This window comes from Aquamicrobium defluvii (assembly GCF_004363725.1).
Taxonomy (GTDB): Bacteria; Pseudomonadota; Alphaproteobacteria; order Rhizobiales; family Rhizobiaceae; genus Mesorhizobium; species Mesorhizobium defluvii.
Genome location: NZ_SNZF01000009.1, coordinates 13,101 through 32,572, shown reverse-complemented (window position 1 = coordinate 32,572; position 19,472 = coordinate 13,101). Strand labels below are relative to the sequence as shown.

Here is a 19,472-nt window from a genome sequence, read left to right as displayed (position 1 = left end):
ACACCACATGACCGAAGACGACAGAAAAAAACGCAAGCCCGGTGCGAAATCCGCGGGCAACCGCGAGCGCAGGCCGGGCGCCGGCAAGCCTGCGGGCAAGGGCTTCGCCAAGCGGCCGGACGGGGAATTCCGCCTGAAGCGCAAATTCGACGCCGCCGGGCGCAGCGATGAACCCGGAAAATCCGGGGGCAGGGAACGGCCCAAACGGGATTTCGACCGGGATGACCGGCCCAAGCGCGATTTCAGCCGTTCCGACCGGCCGCAGCAGGCCGAAGCCGGAGCCGAACGGCCGTTCCGCAAGGGGCCCCGGCCCGAGGGCAAACCGTTCCGCAAGCGCGAGGGCGACGATCGCCAGTTCCGCCCACGGGACGGAGATGCCCGTCAAGCCGAGCCGGGCGACAGGCCGCAACGCGATTTCCGGCAGGACAGACGCCCGCGCGGGGATGGAGACTCACCGCGGGGCGAAAGCAGGTTTGGCAAGGGGCCGAAGCCCGGCGGCAAGCCGTTCGCGAAGCGGGAGGATGGCGACAGGCCGTTCGCGCCGCGCGCGGAACGTGGGTTCGCTCCACGCAAGGACGAGCGCGGGGAGCGCCCGAAACGCGACTTCGCAGGCTCGGGCAAGCCCGCCGGCCAGTTCAAGCCGCGTCCGCGTCCTGCGGTCGCGGAACAGCAGGATGGCGAGCGCATCGCCAAAAGGCTGGCGCGCGCAGGCATTGCCTCGCGCCGCGATGCAGAGGAACTGATTGCCGCCGGCCGCGTTCGCGTCAATGGCGCGGTTCTCGAGTCGCCTGCCTTCAACGTGCAGCCGAACGACGTGATCCTCGTCGATGGCGTCGAGATACCACCCATCGAACGCACGCGCCTGTTCCTGTTCCACAAGCCGGCAGGTGTCGTAACCACCAACCGGGATCCCGAAGGGCGCAAGACCGTTTTCGACGTGCTGCCCGCCGATCTGCCACGCCTGATGACGGTCGGGCGTCTCGACATCAACACCGAGGGCCTGCTTCTGCTTACCAATGACGGCGGGCTGGCGCGCGTTCTGGAACTGCCTGCCACCGGATGGCTTCGGCGTTACCGTGTACGCGTTCATGGCAAGGTGGATGAGCAGGCGCTGGCCGATCTCAAGAACGGCATTGCGGTGGACGGTGTTTTCTATGGTGGGGCGGAAGCTTCGCTGGAACGTGTCCAGGGCACCAATGCATGGGTGAACATAGGCTTGCGCGAGGGCAAGAACCGCGAGGTGCGCAATATTCTGGGCGCGCTCGGCCTTGAGGTCACGCGCCTCATCCGGATCTCCTATGGCCCGTTCCAGCTCGGCGAGCTGCCGGAAGGCCATGTGCTCGAAATCAAGGGCCGCACGCTGCGCGAGCAGCTTGGCGAGCGGCTGATCGAGGAATCGGGCGCCAATTTCGATGCGGAAATCGCCAGGCCGTTTTCCAACAAGCCGGTACGGCAGCAACCTCGCTCCGACGACAATTCCGCTGAAGCACGGACACCTGCACGGAAATCGTCGCGGCTCGATATAGGCGAAGGCGGCCTCATCAAACGGCGAAAAATGCGCGAGAACAGCCGGGATGAGGCCCTTGGCAAGCTTTCCACGCGTCCGAAACCCGGGTTCGGCGGCAAGCCGGCACGCAAGGACGAAGGTGGCAGGGAGGGCCTGCGCAAAAAGGAGCATCCTCCGCTCGAGCCGCCGGGCCAGCGCAAGACCAATGTATGGATGGCGCCGGGCGCGCGCCCTGCGCGCGAGCGCGAAGCCGGCACCGATAAGCGCGATGCCAGCCCGCCGCGCAAGCCGACAGGTCGCGCAGGCCCCCGGGGTGGCACGGGCAAGGGACCGAAGAGGTCGTAGAATGCGGATCGTGGGTGGCGAGTTTCGCGGCAGGCCACTGGCGACGCCGCGCTCCGATTCCATCAGGCCGACCACGGACCGCACGCGTGAGGCCGTGTTCAACGTGCTGGCCCATCGCTTTCCCGACAGGCTGGAAGGCGCGCGGGTGCTGGACCTGTTCGCCGGCACCGGCGCTCTGGGGCTGGAAGCCTTGTCGCGTGGCGCGGCGCACGCCGTCTTCATCGAGGAATCGGCGGAAGGGCGAGGGCTGATACGCTCCAATGTCGAAACTTTCGGGCTCACCGGCCGCACCAGAATCTTTCGCCGCGATGCGACGGCGATCGGCGATATCGGCACGTTGTCTCCATTCGGGCTGGTCTTTGCCGATCCGCCTTATGGGAAATGCCTGGGCGAGCGCGCGCTGCAAAGCGCCCGCGCGGGCGGGTGGCTGGAACCGGGGGCCTTGTGCGTCGTCGAAGAAATCGCGTCCGTTCCCTTCGATCCGGGTCCGGACTTCTCCGTCCTCGATGAACGCGGCTATGGCGATACGGTGATCCGCTTCATCGCCGCCTGACTTCCGCCGCGTTCAGCCTCCACACCCGCAATCCCTGTGATTTGGATCGTCATCAACCGGAGCCTGCAATGACACCCACCGGAAACCGGCTGTGCGCGATGTTTTTGGGAGTGTGGCTCGGCTTCGGCGTGCTTCCGGCAGCAGCCGACACACAGGTGGCCGGAGAAACGAAAATCTCCAGCTTCACGCTGGGCAACGGCATGGAGGTTGTCGTCATACCGGACCACAGGGCGCCGATCGCCACACATATGGTGTGGTACAAGGTTGGCAGCGCCGACGAGCCGCCCGGAAAGTCCGGGATTGCCCATTTCTTCGAGCATCTGATGTTCAAGGGCACCACAAACCATGCCGCCGGCGAGTTCGACCGTGCGGTTGCCGAGATCGGCGGCAACAACAACGCTTTCACCTCCTACGACTACACCGCCTATTTCGAGACGGTGCCCGCCGATGCACTGGAACAGATGATGGCGTTCGAAGCGGACCGGATGCGCAATCTGGTGCTCAGCGACGAGGTGATCGCCACCGAGCGTGATGTGGTCCTCGAAGAGCGCCGCTCGCGCATCGACAACGATCCCAGCGCGCTTCTGGACGAGGAGGTCAGCGCCACGCTGTGGCAAAACCAGCCCTATCGCATTCCGGTGATCGGCTGGATGCAGGAAATGAAGCAACTGAACCGTGCCGACGCACAGGCATTCTACGACCGCTACTACACGCCGAACAACGCCGTTCTGGTGGTCGCCGGAGATGTCGAGGAAGAGGCCGTGAAAGCCATGGCCGAACGGACCTATGGCAAGGTCGCGCGCGGCCCGGACCTGCCGCCGCGCGAGCGCCCGGTCGAGCCCGAGCAGAACACGAAGCGCACCGTGACGCTGAGCGACCAGCGGGTGAGCGTGCCGAGCTTTTCCGCGCAATGGGTCGTCCCGTCCTACAGCACGGCCGAGCCGGGCGAGGCCGAGGCGCTCGACCTGCTGGCCGAGATACTCGGCGGCGGGGTGCGCAGCCGGCTCTATCAGGAACTGGTCGTCAAGCAGCGGATCGCGGTCAGCACCGGCGCTTCCTACAGCGGCACAATGCTGGACGATACGAGTTTCGCCGTCTATGGCGCGCCGGTCGGGCAGGCTGCTCTTGAGCAAGTGGAGACAGCGGTCACACGGGAGATCGCCCGGATCGCCGACGAGGGCGTGACGGCCGACGAGCTTGAAAGCGCCAAGAAGCGGTTCGTGCGCGCCACGATCTTCGCGCGTGACCGGCAAACGGCGATGGCCAATATATTCGGCAGCACGCTGGCGACCGGCGGATCGGTCCGGGACATCGAGGAATGGCCGGGCCGCATCGAAAAGGTCACTCCGGAGCAGATCAAGACGGCAGCAGCCCGCTATCTGGTGCCGTCGCGCTCGACAACCGGCTATCTTCTTCCGCAGGCAAAGGGCGGGAATTGAACCATGCAGAAGTTTTCCACCCCGCTGCACGATGCCGCCATCCAGCTTGTCGCGGCGCTGGCCTGCCTGCTGGTTTTCGCGCTGCCTGCCCGATCCGGCGTAAATATTCAGGAAGTGCATTCCGAAAAGGGCATAACCGCCTGGCTGGTCGAGGATTATACGGTTCCCATCGTCACGCTGCGTTTCGCCTTCGAAGGCGGCAGTTCGCAGGATCCCGCCGGCAAGGAAGGGCTAGCCAACCTGATGAGCGGGCTGTTCGACGAGGGTGCGGGCGATCTGGAGAGCGATGCTTTTCAGGAAAAGCTGGACGATGTCGGCGCGGAAATGCGCTTCTCGAGCTCGCGCGACGCGATCTATGGCGGCATGCGCGTGCTGGCCGAAGACAGGCAGGTCGCGTTCGACCTGCTTCGCCTTGCGATAGGACAGCCGCGCTTCGACCAGCAGCCGATAGACCGCATTCGCAGCCAGATCGTAACCGGCATAGATGCCGCCGAACGCGACCCCAACGCGCAGGCGAGGAAGCAATGGATGCGCGCGATCTATGGCGAACATCCTTATGCACGGCCGGACGAAGGCACGAGGCAAAGCCTGGCCGCGATTGCACCCGACGATCTGCGCGCTTTCCGGAAATCGCAGTTCGGCCGCAGCGGCCTGCATGTCGCCGTGATCGGGGCGGTCGATGCGGAAACTTTGAAAGCCGATCTCGACCGCCTGTTCGGCGACCTGCCGGAACAGCAGGACCTGAAACCCGTCCAACGGGTCGATCCCAGGCTCGGGCAGGAGATCGCAGTGGCTTACGACCTTCCGCAAACCTCGATCCAGATGGCGTTTCCCGGTATCGAGCGCTCCGATCCGGATTTCTATGCGGCGATGCTGATGAACGAGATACTGGGCGGGGGAACCTTCACCTCACGGCTATTCGCGGAGGTCAGGGAAAAGCGCGGCCTGGCTTATTCTGTCGATTCGATCCTTTCCAACCGCCGCTATTCCTCATCGCTCGGGATAAGCACCGCAACCCGCTCCGACCGGGCCTCCGAGACGATCCGCATTATCCGCGATGTCGTCAGGCAGATGGCCGATGATGGCCCGACTGCGGCGGAACTCGAAGCCGCAAAAAAATATCTGATCGGCGCGTATGCGATCAATAATCTGAATTCATCGGGCGCTGTGGCCAGCACGATGGTCGAACTGCAACTGGCCGGTTTGGGCAGGGATTACATCTCGCGCCGGCCCGCGCTGCTGGGAGCGGTAACGGTCGACGATGTGACAAGAGTTGCCAGGCGTTTGCTGACCGCGGAGCCGGCTGTTCTGCTCGTGGGTCCCGACGTGAAGAAGGCGGACGCGCAATGAGCCCGAGCTTCGGCATCGCTTTTGGAGGTGGCGGAGCACGAGGGCTGGCCCATATCCATGTCGTCGAGGCTTTGGACGAGCTGGGTATCAGGCCGGTGGCCATCGCCGGATCATCCATAGGCGCGATCGTCGGGGCGGCGATGGCGTCAGGAATGAGCGGTCGCGACATCCGCCACTATGCGCGTTCGATTCTCTCGCACCGCTCCGAAGTTGCAAGCCGCATCTGGCAGGCGCGCCCCGACAGCCTCGCGGACCTGATGAAGGGCGGCCTTCACGTCAGCCAGTTCAACGTCGAGCGCATCCTCAGGGCGTTCCTGCCTGAAACCATTCCCGATACGTTCGAGGCGTTGCAGATTCCCCTCAAGGTGACGGCCACGGACTATTACGGCCACAGTCAGGCGGTTCTGGAGAAAGGCGACCTGTTCTCTGCCATTGCCGCGTCTGCCGCGCTCCCGGCCGTATTCAGGCCGGTGGTGCGTGACGGCAGAATGCTGATCGACGGCGGCATCTACAATCCCGTTCCGTTCGACCTGATCGACCATGAAGCCGACATCGTTGTTGCTGTCGACGTGATTGGCGGGCCGGTCGCGAACGGAACCCGCAACCCGTCCACCATCGATCTCATGTTCGGCGCGACCCAGTTGCTGATGCAATCGATCATCGACAACAAGCTCACCCAGACACGCCCGGATATTCTGGTGAGGCCGCCGGTCTCGAAATTCCGGGTGCTTGATTTCCTCAAGATCGATGCGGTGTTGAAGGAAACCGCTGCCGTCAAGGATGAGCTTAAGCGCAAGATAGATGAAACCCTGAACGCCAGATACGAGCCGCAACGCCATTGATTGCGGCTTAATACCCGTCGACAGGCCCTTCGCCATTGCGAAAGCGGGGCGTCGACAATAGATGGAGGCACAGGGTTTGCATTTCCTGCGGCCCTCACAGGAATTCGACATGACTGACAAGATCGATGCCGCGAAGCTCACGGACCGCGTTTCGGCGCTGGTCGAGGCGGCGAAGAAAGCCGGAGCCGACGCTGCCGATGCGGTGGCAATACTCAGCCGCTCCACCGGGGTAACCGTACGTATGGGAAAGGTTGAAGGCACCGAATCTTCGGAAAGCGAGGATGTCTCCCTGCGGGTGTTTGTCGGCAAGCGCGTTGCCAGCGTTTCCGCGACGGCGGCATCAGACCCCGCAACTCTCGCGGAACGCGCGGTCGCCATGGCAAGGGTATCGCCGGAAGATCCTTATCAGAGCCTCGCCGACACATCGCTTGTTGTGCGCGAACCGGTGGACCTCGATCTGTTCGACACAACCGAAGTGCCGGCCGACAGGCTGAAAGAGGATGCGCTTGCAGCGGAGGCTGCTGCCCTTGCGGTGAAGGGCGTCACCAATTCGGGCGGAAGTGGCGCAAGTTCCGGAATGGGCGGGCTTGTGCTCGCCACGTCGGCCGGCTTCGTCGGCCACTATGCGGCAACCCGCTTTTCCCGCTCGACCAGCGTGATCGCCGGGGAGGGCACCGGCATGGAGCGCGATTACGAATACTCCTCACGCCAGCATTTTTCCGATCTCGATTCACCTGAAGAGATCGGCCGCAAGGCAGGCGAGAGAGCGGTGAAGCGCCTGGGTGCGCGCAAGGCCGCGACAGGGCCTGTCGATATTATCTGCGATCCGCGCGTGGCGCGTGGCATTGCCGGCCACCTGGCCGGCGCGATCAATGGCGCGGCCGTTGCCCGAAAGACCAGCTTCCTGCGCGATATGATGGGCCTCCAGGTCGCCAATGCCGCAATTACCGTGACCGACGATCCGCTGCGCCGGCGCGGGCAGGCTTCGCGGCCGTTCGACGGCGAGGGGGTCGGCGGTGAAAAACTCGTGATGGTCGATCAGGGCGTGCTGAACCACTGGCTGCTTTCGACGTCGGCGGCGCTGGAGCTTGGACTCGTCACCAATGGACGCGGCTCGCGCCACGGTTCCTCCGTTTCCCCGTCCTCCACGAATTTTGCGATCGAGGCGGGAACCGCGACACCGCAGGAGCTGATAAGCGGATTGAAGTCCGGCTTCTATGTCACCGAGGTCTTTGGCCAGGGCGTCAATATGGTCACCGGCGAATACAGTCGCGGCGCTTCCGGATTCTGGATCGAGAACGGCGAGCTTGCCTATCCGGTGGCCGAAGTGACCATCGCGTCCAACCTGAAGGACATGTTCCGCAACATGATCCCGGCCAACGATCTGGATCGCGACTTCGGGACTGCTGCGCCGACCCTGCTCATCGAAGGAATGACACTTGCCGGAAGTTGACGCACGAAGTCTGCCTTCGCCGGAAGAAGATCTGGCCCTTCTGCGCGACGCCGCGCGCGAGGCCGGGCGCATAGCCATGGGTTATTTCGGCAAGGACCCTCAGGTCTGGATCAAGGAGGGAACATCGCCGGTCAGCGAAGCCGACTACGCGGCCGACCGGTTCCTGCGCGAAACGCTGCTGGAGGCCCGCCCCCGCTATGGCTGGCTGTCGGAGGAAACCGTCGACGATCCGGGCAGGCTGAAGGCGCCGCGTACCTTTGTGGTCGATCCCATTGACGGAACGCGCGCATTCATCGCCGGCAACCCGACCTGGTGCGTCAGCGTGGCGGTGGTGGAGCAGGGCAGGTCGCTGGCCGGCGTGCTCGATTGCCCCGCCAGGAACGAGGTTTTCTGGGCCACCCGTGGCGGCGGAGCTTTTCTGGATGGAAGACGACTGGATGTCGCAACGACAGAGTCGCATCCGTCGATAGCCGGACCGAAGTCGCTGATCGACAGGCTCGACCCCGGCCTGATCGCGCAGAGCAGGCGCGTGGACTATGTGCCCTCGCTGGCCTACCGGCTGGCCATGATCGCGGACGGGCGCATCGATGCCAGTTTCGTCAAATCGGATTCGCACGACTGGGACCTTGCCGCCGCGGCGCTTATCCTTGAGGAAGCCGGCGGCACTCTGCTCGATTCCGGCGGGGATACGCCGCGCTTCGCGATGGAACGGATCCGGCATGGGGAACTGGTGGCCGGCAGCGGCGAGCTTCTGCGGAAGCTTTTCCATGTGATCGCCGGTCCCGAAGATGTACAGGCCCAAATGCCGGTTTAGGTGTTGGTACAGGTTTCAAAATCTGCCGGTTTGGATTAGACCAAGCGCGGTGATTTTCAGCTAGAGGACGGATATGAGCAGCGGTGACGACAAGCAGCTTCTGCATCTGGTGTTCGGCGGCGAACTCAAGGAGCTTGGCAGCAATGAGTTCCGGGACCTCAATGCGCTGGATATAGTGGGCATCTATCCGAACTATCAGAGTGCCCATGCGGCGTGGAAGGCGAAGGCGCAGGCAAGCGTCGACAATGCCCATATGCGCTATTTCGTTGCGCATTTGCACAGGCTGCTCGATCCGCAGAACAAGGCCGACGCTTGAGCATGAAGCAGGAAACCGCACCGGTGCGGGCTGCACAGGCTGCCTCCGGTGACAAGCGCCAGACGGCGTCCAAACGACTGTGGCGCCGCATTCGCCAGCCGTTGGCGCAGTCGCGTTTTGCGAAATCCGCGGTTGCCACGCTGCTGGCGCAGGCGTTGCGCTTCATCCGGCTGACGAACCCGCTGACCCGCGAATCCACGGCAATTGCCGGTGGCGAGTATGGGCATCTTGAGCCCGGCATCATCGCCCTGTGGCATGGCCAGCACCTGATGGCGCCGGTGTTCTATCCAAAGGGCCGGCCGCTGGTCGCCATGGTTTCGCGCAGTGCCGACGCGGAACTCAATGCGCTGGTCGTCGAGAAGTTCGGGATCGAAGCGGTTCGTGGGTCCGGCGGCCGCGAAAGTGCCCGCCATCTCGATAAAGGCGGCGCCAAGGCGTTGATTGCCCTCAAAAAGTCGCTGGTTGCGGGCAAGAACGTCGCCATGATTGCAGATATTCCGCATGGTACGCCACGCGATGCCGGACTCGGCATCGTCCTGCTTGCCCGGCTTTCGGGTCGTCCGATCCTGCCCGCCGCCATCGCCACCAGCCGCCGCAAGGTGCTCGAACGGAGCTGGGACAAGACAACCATCAACCTTCCATTCGGCCGTTCCTCGATTGTCGTGGGCACGCCGGTTTTCGTGCCAAAGGATGCCGATGATGCCGAAATGGAATTGAAGCGGCAGGAGGTGACGGCCTCCCTGAACGCGGCGACGGCCAGGGCCTACAGCCTCGTGGACGCGACGGCATGAGCGAGCGGGCCGCCCGAACCTTGCTGACTCTTTACCGTTATGCCGGCGCGGCAGCCTATCCGCTGATGGGCCCCTATGTCGCGTGGCGCGCTTCCAAGGGCAAGGAAGACAAGGGGCGCACGCGCGAGCGCTACGGTTTTGCCGGCCATGAGCGCCCCGAAGGGCCCCTGATCTGGGTCCATGCCGCCAGCGTCGGAGAAACAATCGCCGTCGTGCCTCTCGTTCAGACCATACTCGGCTATGGGGTCAACATCGTTCTGACCACAGGCACCGTCACCTCGGCCAGGGTCGTGCGCGAAAGGCTCGGCGACAGCGTCATCCACCAGTATGTGCCGCTCGACCTGAAGCCGGCCGTGAGCCGTTTTCTGGACCACTGGAGCCCGGATCTGGCCATTATCGCGGAGTCCGAAATCTGGCCGATGACCATTCTGGAGCTCGGAGCCCGCAATGTGCCGCAGGTTCTGGTCAACGGGCGCATGTCGGACCGCTCTTTCGCTTCATGGAAGAAGCGGACGAGCCTTGCCGAGGCGTTGTTCGAGAATCTCGCACATGTCGTGGCGCAATCCGAGATCGATGGCGAGCGCTTCCGCGCTTTGGGCGCGCGCCCTGTAACCGTCTCGGGCAACCTGAAGGTGGATACGCTTCCACCCCCGGTTGACGAGAAGACGTTGCAGGCGGTCAGGCGCCAGATCGGCAAGCGGCCTACATGGGCCGCCGTCTCCACGCACGAAGGCGAGGAGAAGATCGCTGCTGAAATTCATGCCGCCTTGCGCAAACGTCACCCCGGCCTCCTCACCATCGTGGTGCCGCGCCATCCGCCGCGTGCCGATGAACTGGCGGAGCAAATCCGTTCCATGGGTCTCAGGCTGGTTCGCCGCAGTTCGGGCGAGCCCGTCGCCGCCGATACCGACATCCTTCTGGGCGATACGATCGGCGAGATGGGACTCTATCTGCGCCTCACCGAAATTGCCTTCGTCGGCCGGTCGCTGACGGGAGCCGGTGGACAGAATCCACTCGAACCGGCGATGCTGGATACAGCGATCCTCTCCGGAAAGAACGTCCAGAACTTTCGCGATTCCTACAAGAACCTTCTGGAGCGCGGTGGCGTGAAGCTGGTGCGCGACCGCAACATGCTGGCCGGTGCGGTCAACTACCTGCTTCTGAACGAGGAAGCGCGGCGCAACATGATCGCAGCGGCATCTGCAACCGTGAACGATATGCGCGGCGCCCTTGCAGCGACGATGAAGGCGCTCGAACCCTTCATCCATCCTCTGGTCGTGCAGGCTGGCCTGCGCCGGGCAAGCAAGGGCTGAAATGGCCAGTGAAGCGCCGCCCTTCTGGTGGGAAAAGCCGGATTGGCGCGCTTTTGCCCTTTCGCCTTTTTCGGCGATCTATGCATCCGTTGCGGCTCGGCGGCTGCACAGGGCTCCGCGTGAAAAAATCCCCGCGCCGGTGCTGTGCGTAGGCAATTTCACCGTGGGCGGCACAGGAAAGACGCCCGTTGCGATCGCACTGGCCGGACAGGCTCGCCAGATGGGCTTTTCACCCGGCATTCTCTCCCGTGGGCATGGCGGCGGCTTTTCCAGTCCGCACATCGTCGATGTTCACCACGACGCCGCAAGGCATGTCGGCGACGAGCCGCTGCTTCTTGCCGAACATGCGCCGGTTGCGGTGTCGGCAAACCGCGCTGCGGGCGCGCTTCTGCTGCTTGAGCGGCATGGCTGCGATTTCCTCATCATGGATGACGGTTTCCAGAGCGCGCGCATATATATCGATTATGCGCTGATGGTGGTGGATGCGCGCTACGGGCTGGGCAACGGCCGCGTCATTCCGGGCGGGCCGCTGCGCGCAAGGGTCGTCGATCAGCTTGTGTACAGTAATGCGCTGTTGCGAATGGGAGAGGGGAGCGCGGCAGATACGATCGTGCGGCAAGCCGCACGCGCGGGAAAACCCGTGTTCGACGCAAGGGCACGCCCGCGCGAGGCCGGGCGCTTTGCCGGGCGGCGTTTTCTTGCGTTCGCCGGTATAGGCCACCCCGACAAGTTCTTCGATACGGTATCGAATGCAGGCGCCGCAGTAGTGCAGGCGCGCCCGTTTCCCGATCATCATTTCTACGGCACCGACGAACTGGAAGAGCTTCTGGCGACCGCAAAAGCGGAAGATCTGGAGCTGGTCACGACGGCAAAGGATGCGGTGCGGCTGCGCCATGGTGCAGCGAGCCCGGAATTTCTGGACCGGCTGAACGTGCTGGAGATCGAAACCGTGTTCGATCAGGAACTTGCCCCGGCCAGAATCGTCAGGGAAACAGTGGAAAGCTGGAAACTGCGCCGCCTCAAAGGCTAGGCAGGTTACTTCTCGCGCTCGCGCAGTTGCGGCTTCATTTCCAGTTCCCGCTCGAAGGAAATCCTGGCGCTTGCGTAAGGCTCCTGCCGCTCGACGCTCCAGTATCTCAGTTCGTCCAGCGTGATGTGCTCACCAGTCACGGAGCAGCGAACATAGGAGCCGGGGCTGGTGACCTGAAAGTCGCCATCGAGATAGCGGATGCGGGCCTCACGGCTGCCGGGACCATCAAAGCGGTTCATCATGGAAGCGTACCAGGTTCAATCGATATGTCATCGCCGCAAAAAGCGGCAAGGTCAAGGTAGGGTCAGCGCCTGCCGAACAGGCGCTCAATGTCGGCCAACCGAAGCTCGATATAGGTCGGGCGGCCATGATTGCATGTGCCGGACCCCGGCGTCGCTTCCATCTGCCGCAGAAGGGCATTCATTTCTTCCGGCTTGAGCCGGCGACCCGAGCGCACCGAGCCATGGCAGGCCATGGTCGCGGCAATGTGGTGAAGCCGCCCGGTCAGCGTTTCCGTGGTGTCATGGTCGGCGATCTCGTCGGCAAGATCGCGCACAAGCTGCTGAACGTCGACTTCTCCGAGCATGGACGGCGTCTCGCGCACGGCCACCGCGCCCGGACCGAACCGCTCCAGCCGCAACCCGAAACGGGCCAGCGTTTCGGCATGTATGGCGAGGCGCTCCGCATCGTCCTGCGGCAAGTCGACGATTTCCGGCAGGAGCAGCATCTGGGAAGGCACGGCACGCGAATGCAGCGCGGTCTTCAGTTCTTCATAGACCAGCCGTTCATGCGCGGCATGCTGATCGACGATGATGAGCGAATCCTGCGTCTGGGCCACGATGTAATTTTCGTGAACCTGAGCGCGCGCGGCTCCGAGCGTCAGGCTTTGCAATGCGCCATCCGCTTCCGCCTGGCTGGCGCGCATGTCGGCGCTGGTCGCTTCGGCCGGCGCAAACGAAGTCTGTCCGGTTTCGGTGAAGCCGCCGCCGGCACCGGATGACCTCATGTCGAGAGGTCTGTATGGAGAACTTTCCAGATCGAAGCCCGTCATGGGCCGGGGCGACGCAGGCGTTGCCGTAAAATGGGAACTGGAGCCGTTCCCGGACCCGCTCCCCGGACGGAAGGCCGCCATCATCCCGGATGCGCCGGTTGTTGCCGCGCGGATGCCTGCATCCGCCAACGCCTGACGTATCGCGCCCACAATGAGGCCGCGCACCAGTCCGGGATCGCGGAACCGCACATCGGCTTTCGCCGGATGCACATTGACGTCCACCGTTGACGGATCGAGCGTCAGGAACAGCACGGTCACGGCATGACGGTCCCGCGGGAGCACGTCCGCATAGGCGCCCCGTATCGCGCCGGCGAACAGCTTGTCGCGAATGGGCCGGCCGTTGACATAGGCATATTGCTGGAGCGCATTGGCGCGTGTGTAGGACGGGATCGATACATATCCTTCCAGCCGAACACCCTCGCGCATGGCATCGACAGGAATCGCGTTGTCGGCAAACTCCCTCCCCATGACCTGCGCGATGCGCTCCAGCCGGCCTTCATGCGTGTCGCCGGTCGCCGGCAGATCGAGCGTGGAGCGGTCGGCACCTGCCAGTGTGAAGCGCACGGTGGGGAAGGCTATGGCGATGCGCCGGACGATGTCGCTGGTCGCCGTGCTTTCAGCGCGCTCCGTCTTCATGAATTTCAGCCGCGCCGGCGTGGCGAAGAACAGGTCGCGTACCTCGACCGTGGTGCCGCGATTGGCGGGCGCCGGGCGCACGGGAGTGATGCGGCCGCCCTCGACGCCGATCTCGGCCCCGCTTTCGCTGTCCCGCGCGCGCGAGCGGATCGACAGGCGCGCGACGGATCCGATCGAGGGCAGGGCCTCGCCGCGGAAACCCAGCGAGCGAATGTCATGGATGTCGTCGGCGAGCTTGGACGTGCAGTGGCGGCCTATCGCCAGCGGCAGTTCCCGCTCGCTCATGCCGGACCCGTCGTCCGTCACGCGAATGAGGTTGAGCCCGCCGCCGCCGGTGACGATCTCGATGCGTCCGGCACCCGCATCGAGCGCGTTCTCCACGAGTTCCTTCACCACCGATGCGGGGCGTTCAATCACCTCGCCGGCGGCGATCTGGTTGATCATCGTTTCTGAAAGCTGGCGGATCGGCATGGCTTCACATTAGCCGGATTCTGCCTGTCAGCGAAAGCGATGCGAACAGCTATCCCCCGGTCAAACAGGAGTGGGAGGACGAGCGCGCCGATGCCTTTCACATAATAGAAACTCATGCGAAGCGTCATGATTTTCAGGCGTTACAGCTTTCCTGCACGGCGCTAGCATGACGAGGATGGAATGCGTACCAGGTCTGGAGGGGAGGATATGGTTACCGCCGAAACCGCTATCGACAAAATTGCGCAACCTTCTCGCCGCGAAAGAGGCGGGCGCAATGCAAGGCGCGAGCAGCGCGCGCATGGGGCGCAGGGAATGGGCCGTCCCTTTATCGTGCGCGGCATCCCTCCTTACGACATCATGGCGGAGGAAAACCTCGTCCGCATCGAGGAGACGGCGGATCGTATTCTTGCGGAAATCGGCATCGAATTCCGCGACGATCCGGTGGCCCTGGAGCTATGGCGCAGGGCCGGAGCGGAAATCGACGGCGTTCTGGTGAAGTTCGAGCCCGGCATGCTGCGCGAGTTGCTCGCGACCGCGCCGGCCGAGTTCACCCAGCATGCGCGCAATCCGGCACGTTCAGTGCGCGTCGGCGGCAACAATGTCGTGTTCTCGCCAGCCTATGGCTCGCCCTTCGTCATGGATCTCGACCGGGGCCGCCGCTACGGCACGATCGAGGATTTCCGCAATTTCATCAAGCTCGCCCAGTCGTCGCCGTGGCTGCATCATTCGGGCGGCACAATCTGCGAACCGGTGGATGTTCCCGTCAACAAGCGCCATCTCGACATGGTCTACAGCCATATAAAATATTCGGACCGGGCCTTCATGGGCTCGGTGACGGCAGAGAGCCGGGCCGAAGATTCCATCGAAATGGCGCGGATCGTCTTCGGTCGCGATTTCGTGGATCGGAACTGCGTCATCCTCGGCAATGTCAACGTCAACTCGCCGCTCGTGTGGGATGGCACGATGACGCTTGCGCTGCGCGCCTACGCCCGGGCCAATCAGGCCGCCGTCGTCGTGCCTTTCATCCTTGGCGGAGCAATGGGGCCGGTGACGAATGCGGGAGCCATCGCGCAATCGCTGGCCGAGACCATGGCAGGCTGTGCGCTTACGCAGCTCGAGCGGCCGGGGGCACCCGTCATCTTCGGCAATTTCCTGTCATCGATGTCGCTTCGCTCGGGTTCCCCCACGTTCGGCACACCGGAACCGGCTGTCGGCTCCATGGTCGTCGGCCAGCTTGCCCGGCGTCTCCGGCTGCCGTTGCGCTGTTCCGGCAATTTCACCACGTCGAAGCTGCCTGATGCGCATGCGATGAACGAGGGTACGATGTCGATGCTGGCCGCGGTCCATTGCGGGGCAAACTTCATCCTGCATTCAGCCGGGTTCCTCGATGGCCTGCTGTCCATGTCCTACGAGAAATTCGTCATGGACGCCGATTTCTGCGGCGCGCTCCACACCTATCTGGATGGCGTGAAGGTCGACGACAACCAGCTTGCGCTCGACGCCTTTCGCGAGGTTGGCCCCGGCAATCACTTCTTTGGGTCTGCCCACACGCTGGCCAATTACGAGACAGCTTTCTGGGATTCTGAAGTTGCTGACAACGAACCCTTCGAGAAATGGGAGGCGGCGGGCTCGGCGGATGCGGCCACACGCGCGAACAGACGGTGGAAGAAGATGCTGGCAGAATATGAAGCACCGCCGCTGGACGAAGCGATCGATGAAGCGCTTATCGATTTCATGGCGCGCACCGGGGACGCGATGGAGGATGCGTGGTATTGACGGGCAGCTTCGTCCCAGGAGGATCGTGATGAGAGTGCCTTTGCTTGTCCTTGTCCTGACCATCGCCGCTCCCGTGGCGGCCATGGCGGGGCCGGCGTCGGATGCCGTGAAATTCTTCTACACGCAGGGGCGGTTTGTCGGCGATCCCGATTACCGCGACCGCTTTGTCGAACCCGTCAAAAAGCTTTTCGACCAGAATGACGCGGCACTCGCCAGTTCGGACGGCGTTCCCTGCATCGATTCCGACCCCGCGCTCGACGCGCAGGACTTCGACGACGGCGAGCTTGCCCGGACGCTGAAACTCGCCGAAGCCCTGAATGGGGATCGGGCAGAAGTGACAGCCACGTTCAGCCTTTTTCCCGGCGAACAGGACGCGAGCCGCGAGATGGTCTGGTCGCTGAAGAACGTCGACGGCAAATGGAAAGTTGCCGATATCGCTTCAAGAACAAATGGCTGGAAGCTGAGCGAACTCGAATGTTTTGCCGGGGATGCCACCGAATAGAGCAATTCCAGCAAAAGTGCGCAGCGGTTTTGCGTTCGGAATTGCGTAAAAACAAAAGGTTAGAGCGTTTCTGCGATTCGAGGAAAAGCAGAAATGCTCCAGGAGCGCATTCCGCCACATAGCCGCCAACACAGCCAGCATCGCATACCGGGAAAGACGATGGCCAGCCAGGACCCTCTGCTTCAGCCTTATCAGCTCAGGCATCTGACGCTGAAGAACCGGGTCATGTCGACGAGCCATGAGCCGGCTTATTCGGAAGATGGAATGCCCAAGGAGCGTTACCGCCTATATCACGCGGAAAAAGCGAAGGGCGGCATGGCGCTGACCATGACGGCGGGCTCGGCAATCGTCAGCAGGGACAGTCCGCCCGCTTTCGGTAACCTGCATCTCTATGACGATGCGATCGTGCCATGGCTCGCCGAGATGGCAGACGCCTGCCATGAGCATGATTGCAAGGTGATGATCCAGATCACCCATCTCGGCCGCCGCACCGGCGGCTGGAACAAGGGCGACTGGTTGCCGGTGCTTGCACCATCCCCGGTGCGGGAGCCCGCGCACCGTTCCTTTCCCAAGGCGATCGAGGATTGGGACATGGAACGCATAGTGGCCGACTATGCGTCCGCTGCCCAGCGTTGTCAGGCGGCCGGGCTCGATGGAATCGAGCTGGAAGCATATGGCCACCTGATGGACGGGTTCTGGTCGCCCGCCACGAACCATCGTCAGGACGAGCACGGCGGGCCGCTCGAAAACCGGCTGCGCTTTACCTTCATGGTGCTCGACGCAATCCGCAAGGCGGTGGGAAACGGGTTTGTGGTCGGCATAAGGCTGGTGGCCGACGAGGATTTCGCCACCGGCCTTTCCAGGGAAGAAGGTGTGGAGATAGCCCGGCGGCTGGCAGGGTCCGGCCGCATCGATTTCCTCAATATCATCCGCGGTTCCATCGAGACGGATGCCGCACTGACAAGGGTCATCCCGATCACGGGCATGCGTTCTTCCCCGCATCTGGATTTTGCCGGAGAGGTGAGGGCGGCAACGAAGTTCCCGACCTTTCATGCGGCGCGCATCGCCGACGTCGCCACGGCGCGCCATGCCATCGCCCAAGGCAAGCTCGACATGGTGGGCATGACGCGCGCTCACATCGCCGATCCGCACATCGTCAGGAAGGTGATGGCGGGGCGCGAACACGAAATCAGACCATGCGTCGGAGCAACCTATTGTCTCGACCGCATCTATGAAGGCGGCGAGGCGCTGTGCATCCACAATGCGGCGACCGGGCGCGAAGCCTTCATTCCGCATATCATCCGCAGGACGGAAGGGCGCCTGAAGAAGATTGTCGTTGCGGGAGCGGGCGCGGCCGGGCTGGAGATGGCGCGGGTGACGGCCGAGCGCGGCCATGCGGTCACGGTTCTGGAAGCTGCCGGCGAGGCAGGCGGGCAAATAAGGCTCGCTGCCCAGAACCCCCGCCGCAAGGAACTGATCGGGATCGTGGATTGGCGGCTTGCCGAACTTGACCGGCTGGGCGTTGAAATCCGTTACGACATATGGGCCGGGAAGGAGGATGTTCTGGCGCTGGAGCCGGATGTCGTCGTGGTCGCGACCGGCGGCCTGCCGCAGAATCCGCCTCTGGAAACCGGCGACGGCCTTGTCACCTCAAGCTGGGACATCATGGCCGGTGCCGTCAAGCCGGCTGAAACCGTTCTGCTGTTCGACGACAATGGCGGCCATCAGGGCATGGGAACCGCGGAGCTGATTGCCAGAGCGGGCTCGAAACTGGAACTGGTTTCGCCCGAACGCTTCTTCGCTCCGGAAATGGGTGGCATGAACCATGTGCCCTATATGCGCAGCTTCCATGAGAACGGCGTCACCGTGACCATCAATACGCGGCTGAGGTCGGTGCGGCGGGACGGAAACCATCTGGTTGCCACGCTCGGCTCCGATTTCTCCGACAGCTGGAGCGTTGAGCGGCGTGTCGATCAGGTGGTGGTGGAGCACGGCACCGCGCCGCTCGACGAGCTTTACCTCGCGCTCAGGCCCCTGTCGCGCAATCGGGGCGCCGTCGACTACGAGCGACTGGTGAAGGGCGGGGACATCTTTCCCGTGCGCAATCCCGACTCGAACCTCGTTGTGTTCCGGATCGGCGATGCGGTCGCCTCGCGAAATATCCACGCCGCGATCTATGACGGCATCCGCTACGGTCTCCGGATCTGACAAGCGCGTGTCGGGCCGGAAGCCCACTCAGCCCCTCGATTGCTGAATGGCAAGGAAGAGATTGGTGCAGCGTCCTCCGGAGCGGCAGTAGGCGAGGACCGGCGTGGGAAGCTCTTCGAGAGCCCTGGCCTGATCCGCGACATTGTCGGCTGTCATCTGTCCGCTGACGACGGGAATGTAGCGATAGGTCATCCCGGCGGCCTCGACGGCGGCGCGCACCTCGTCCTGCGCGGGCTGATCGACCTGCTCGCCGTCAGGTCGATTGCAGATCACGCTCCTGAAGCCTGCGGCCCTGATTTGCGCCACGTCGGCGGGAACAATCTGTCCGGTAACCGAATAGTCTTCGCTGATCTGGCGGATTTCCATGAATATCTCCGGGCGAAACAAAAGCCACGCGGATGCGGCAGTTGACGCCTACATGCCAAAGCTGAAGGTGGCAGACAAGACATGGAATTCCTCCCGGCAATGTTTTTGCAACATTTCCGTATCCGGGATCCGGGTCGCTATTGCCGGGATTGAATGTGCTATCTACAGAGGTCTTGCCCCATGCAGGGCATGGCATTTCGGGAAGGAAGACAGAATGAGCATCCGCCGTTTGGAAGTTGGCCCACGCATGAGCGATATCGTCGTTCACGGCAACACCGTCTACCTGGCCGGTCAGGTCGGCGAGGGCGATACCGTCGAGGCCCAGACACGCGATATCCTTGCCACGGTCGACCAGCTTCTTGCACAGGTCGGCTCCGACAAGACAAAAATCCTGCAGACGATCATCTGGCTGGCCGACATGTCGACCTTCGCCGAGATGAACGCGGTCTGGGATGCATGGGTGGCGCAGGGACATACGCCTGCGCGGGCTACCGGCGAGGCAAAACTGGCCAATCCCAAATACAAGGTCGAGATGATCGTAACGGCCGCCATCTGACTACGGCTTGCATATTGCGCGCCCGGTTTTCGACCGGGCGTGCAATGACATTGCCGGAGACGAGTTCACGCAGTTAAGCGGGTTCGTTAAGGGTTGTTGCAAAGCTTTATTGAAGCCAGACTCCTGCGCTTGCCGGACAGCGCGTAAAACACG

General features: G+C 63.2%; 18 protein-coding genes. 15 read left to right on the top strand and 3 right to left on the bottom strand.

Annotated elements, in window-relative coordinates; all coding sequences use genetic code 11:
* Window positions 1–7 precede the first annotated feature (7 nt).
* The 11 genes from DES43_RS08580 (at window position 8) to lpxK (ending at window position 11,753) form a co-directional block, all read left to right on the top strand.
* Window positions 8–1,852: a pseudouridine synthase gene (locus DES43_RS08580; RefSeq protein WP_035026171.1), complete on the top strand. Its 1,845-nt coding sequence runs from the start codon at window positions 8–10 to the stop codon at window positions 1,850–1,852.
* Window position 1,853: 1 nt separating this feature from the next.
* Window positions 1,854–2,405 carry a 16S rRNA (guanine(966)-N(2))-methyltransferase RsmD gene (gene rsmD / locus DES43_RS08575; RefSeq protein ID WP_035026174.1) on the top strand — a complete coding sequence of 184 codons (552 nt, stop codon included), beginning with the start codon at window positions 1,854–1,856 and terminating at the stop codon, window positions 2,403–2,405.
* Window positions 2,406–2,473: 68 nt separating this feature from the next.
* Window positions 2,474–3,844, top strand: coding sequence for a M16 family metallopeptidase (locus DES43_RS08570; protein ID WP_035026176.1), 1,371 nt, complete (start codon window positions 2,474–2,476; stop codon window positions 3,842–3,844).
* A 3-nt stretch (window positions 3,845–3,847) separates the two neighbouring features.
* Window positions 3,848–5,194, top strand: coding sequence for a M16 family metallopeptidase (locus DES43_RS08565; RefSeq protein WP_084496470.1), 1,347 nt, complete (start codon window positions 3,848–3,850; stop codon window positions 5,192–5,194).
* Entirely contained in the window at window positions 5,191–6,036 is an 846-nt protein-coding gene (locus DES43_RS08560) for a patatin-like phospholipase family protein (RefSeq protein ID WP_035026178.1), read from the top strand. The genes DES43_RS08565 and DES43_RS08560 overlap by 4 nt, the downstream gene beginning before the upstream one ends.
* A gap of 109 nt (window positions 6,037–6,145) precedes the next feature.
* Window positions 6,146–7,489 (top strand): TldD/PmbA family protein, encoded by a 1,344-nt coding sequence (locus DES43_RS08555; RefSeq protein WP_035026241.1) that lies wholly within the window; start codon window positions 6,146–6,148, stop codon window positions 7,487–7,489.
* On the top strand, window positions 7,476–8,303 hold the full coding sequence (locus tag DES43_RS08550; protein ID WP_035026181.1) for a 3'(2'),5'-bisphosphate nucleotidase CysQ: 828 nt from the start codon (window positions 7,476–7,478) through the stop codon (window positions 8,301–8,303). Before DES43_RS08555 ends, DES43_RS08550 begins: the two co-directional genes overlap by 14 nt.
* A 73-nt stretch (window positions 8,304–8,376) precedes the next feature.
* The gene (locus DES43_RS08545; RefSeq protein ID WP_035026184.1) at window positions 8,377–8,619 is read left to right on the top strand and encodes a DUF4170 domain-containing protein; all 243 of its coding nucleotides are present in this window, start codon (window positions 8,377–8,379) and stop codon (window positions 8,617–8,619) included.
* Window positions 8,620–8,621: 2 nt separating this feature from the next.
* A complete protein-coding gene (locus tag DES43_RS08540) occupies window positions 8,622–9,410 on the top strand; it encodes a lysophospholipid acyltransferase family protein (protein WP_035026187.1) in 789 nt (262 codons plus the stop codon).
* Window positions 9,407–10,723: a lipid IV(A) 3-deoxy-D-manno-octulosonic acid transferase gene (waaA, locus tag DES43_RS08535; protein WP_035026190.1), complete on the top strand. Its 1,317-nt coding sequence runs from the start codon at window positions 9,407–9,409 to the stop codon at window positions 10,721–10,723. Before DES43_RS08540 ends, waaA begins: the two co-directional genes overlap by 4 nt.
* 1 nt (window position 10,724) lies before the next feature.
* The gene (gene lpxK, locus DES43_RS08530; protein ID WP_035026194.1) at window positions 10,725–11,753 is read left to right on the top strand and encodes a tetraacyldisaccharide 4'-kinase; all 1,029 of its coding nucleotides are present in this window, start codon (window positions 10,725–10,727) and stop codon (window positions 11,751–11,753) included.
* Between the two features lie 5 nt (window positions 11,754–11,758).
* Here the strand turns inward: lpxK and DES43_RS08525 are convergent, their stop codons facing one another.
* Window positions 11,759–11,995, bottom strand: a complete 237-nt coding sequence (locus DES43_RS08525; protein WP_035026196.1) for a DUF2093 domain-containing protein — start codon at window positions 11,993–11,995, stop codon at window positions 11,759–11,761.
* Between the two features lie 62 nt (window positions 11,996–12,057).
* Window positions 12,058–13,911 carry a DNA mismatch repair endonuclease MutL gene (gene mutL / locus DES43_RS08520; RefSeq protein ID WP_035026199.1) on the bottom strand — a complete coding sequence of 618 codons (1,854 nt, stop codon included), beginning with the start codon at window positions 13,909–13,911 and terminating at the stop codon, window positions 12,058–12,060.
* A gap of 207 nt (window positions 13,912–14,118) precedes the next feature.
* Here mutL and DES43_RS08515 point away from each other — a divergent pair, with 207 nt between their 5' ends.
* The 3 genes from DES43_RS08515 to DES43_RS08500 all read left to right on the top strand — a co-directional run bounded on the left by DES43_RS08515 (window position 14,119) and on the right by DES43_RS08500 (window position 18,397).
* A complete protein-coding gene (locus DES43_RS08515) occupies window positions 14,119–15,687 on the top strand; it encodes a trimethylamine methyltransferase family protein (protein WP_051520518.1) in 1,569 nt (522 codons plus the stop codon).
* A gap of 28 nt (window positions 15,688–15,715) precedes the next feature.
* Window positions 15,716–16,189, top strand: a complete 474-nt coding sequence (locus DES43_RS08510) for a DUF3828 domain-containing protein (protein WP_035026201.1) — start codon at window positions 15,716–15,718, stop codon at window positions 16,187–16,189.
* Window positions 16,190–16,348: 159 nt separating this feature from the next.
* The gene (locus DES43_RS08500) at window positions 16,349–18,397 is read left to right on the top strand and encodes an NADH:flavin oxidoreductase (RefSeq protein WP_035026248.1); all 2,049 of its coding nucleotides are present in this window, start codon (window positions 16,349–16,351) and stop codon (window positions 18,395–18,397) included.
* 27 nt (window positions 18,398–18,424) lie between these two features.
* Here the strand turns inward: DES43_RS08500 and DES43_RS08495 are convergent, their stop codons facing one another.
* Window positions 18,425–18,763, bottom strand: coding sequence for a protein tyrosine phosphatase family protein (locus DES43_RS08495; RefSeq protein ID WP_035026204.1), 339 nt, complete (start codon window positions 18,761–18,763; stop codon window positions 18,425–18,427).
* 214 nt (window positions 18,764–18,977) lie between these two features.
* Between DES43_RS08495 and DES43_RS08490 the strand changes: the two genes are divergently transcribed.
* Window positions 18,978–19,319, top strand: coding sequence for a RidA family protein (locus tag DES43_RS08490; RefSeq protein WP_035026207.1), 342 nt, complete (start codon window positions 18,978–18,980; stop codon window positions 19,317–19,319).
* The last annotated feature ends 153 nt before the right edge of the window (window positions 19,320–19,472 follow it).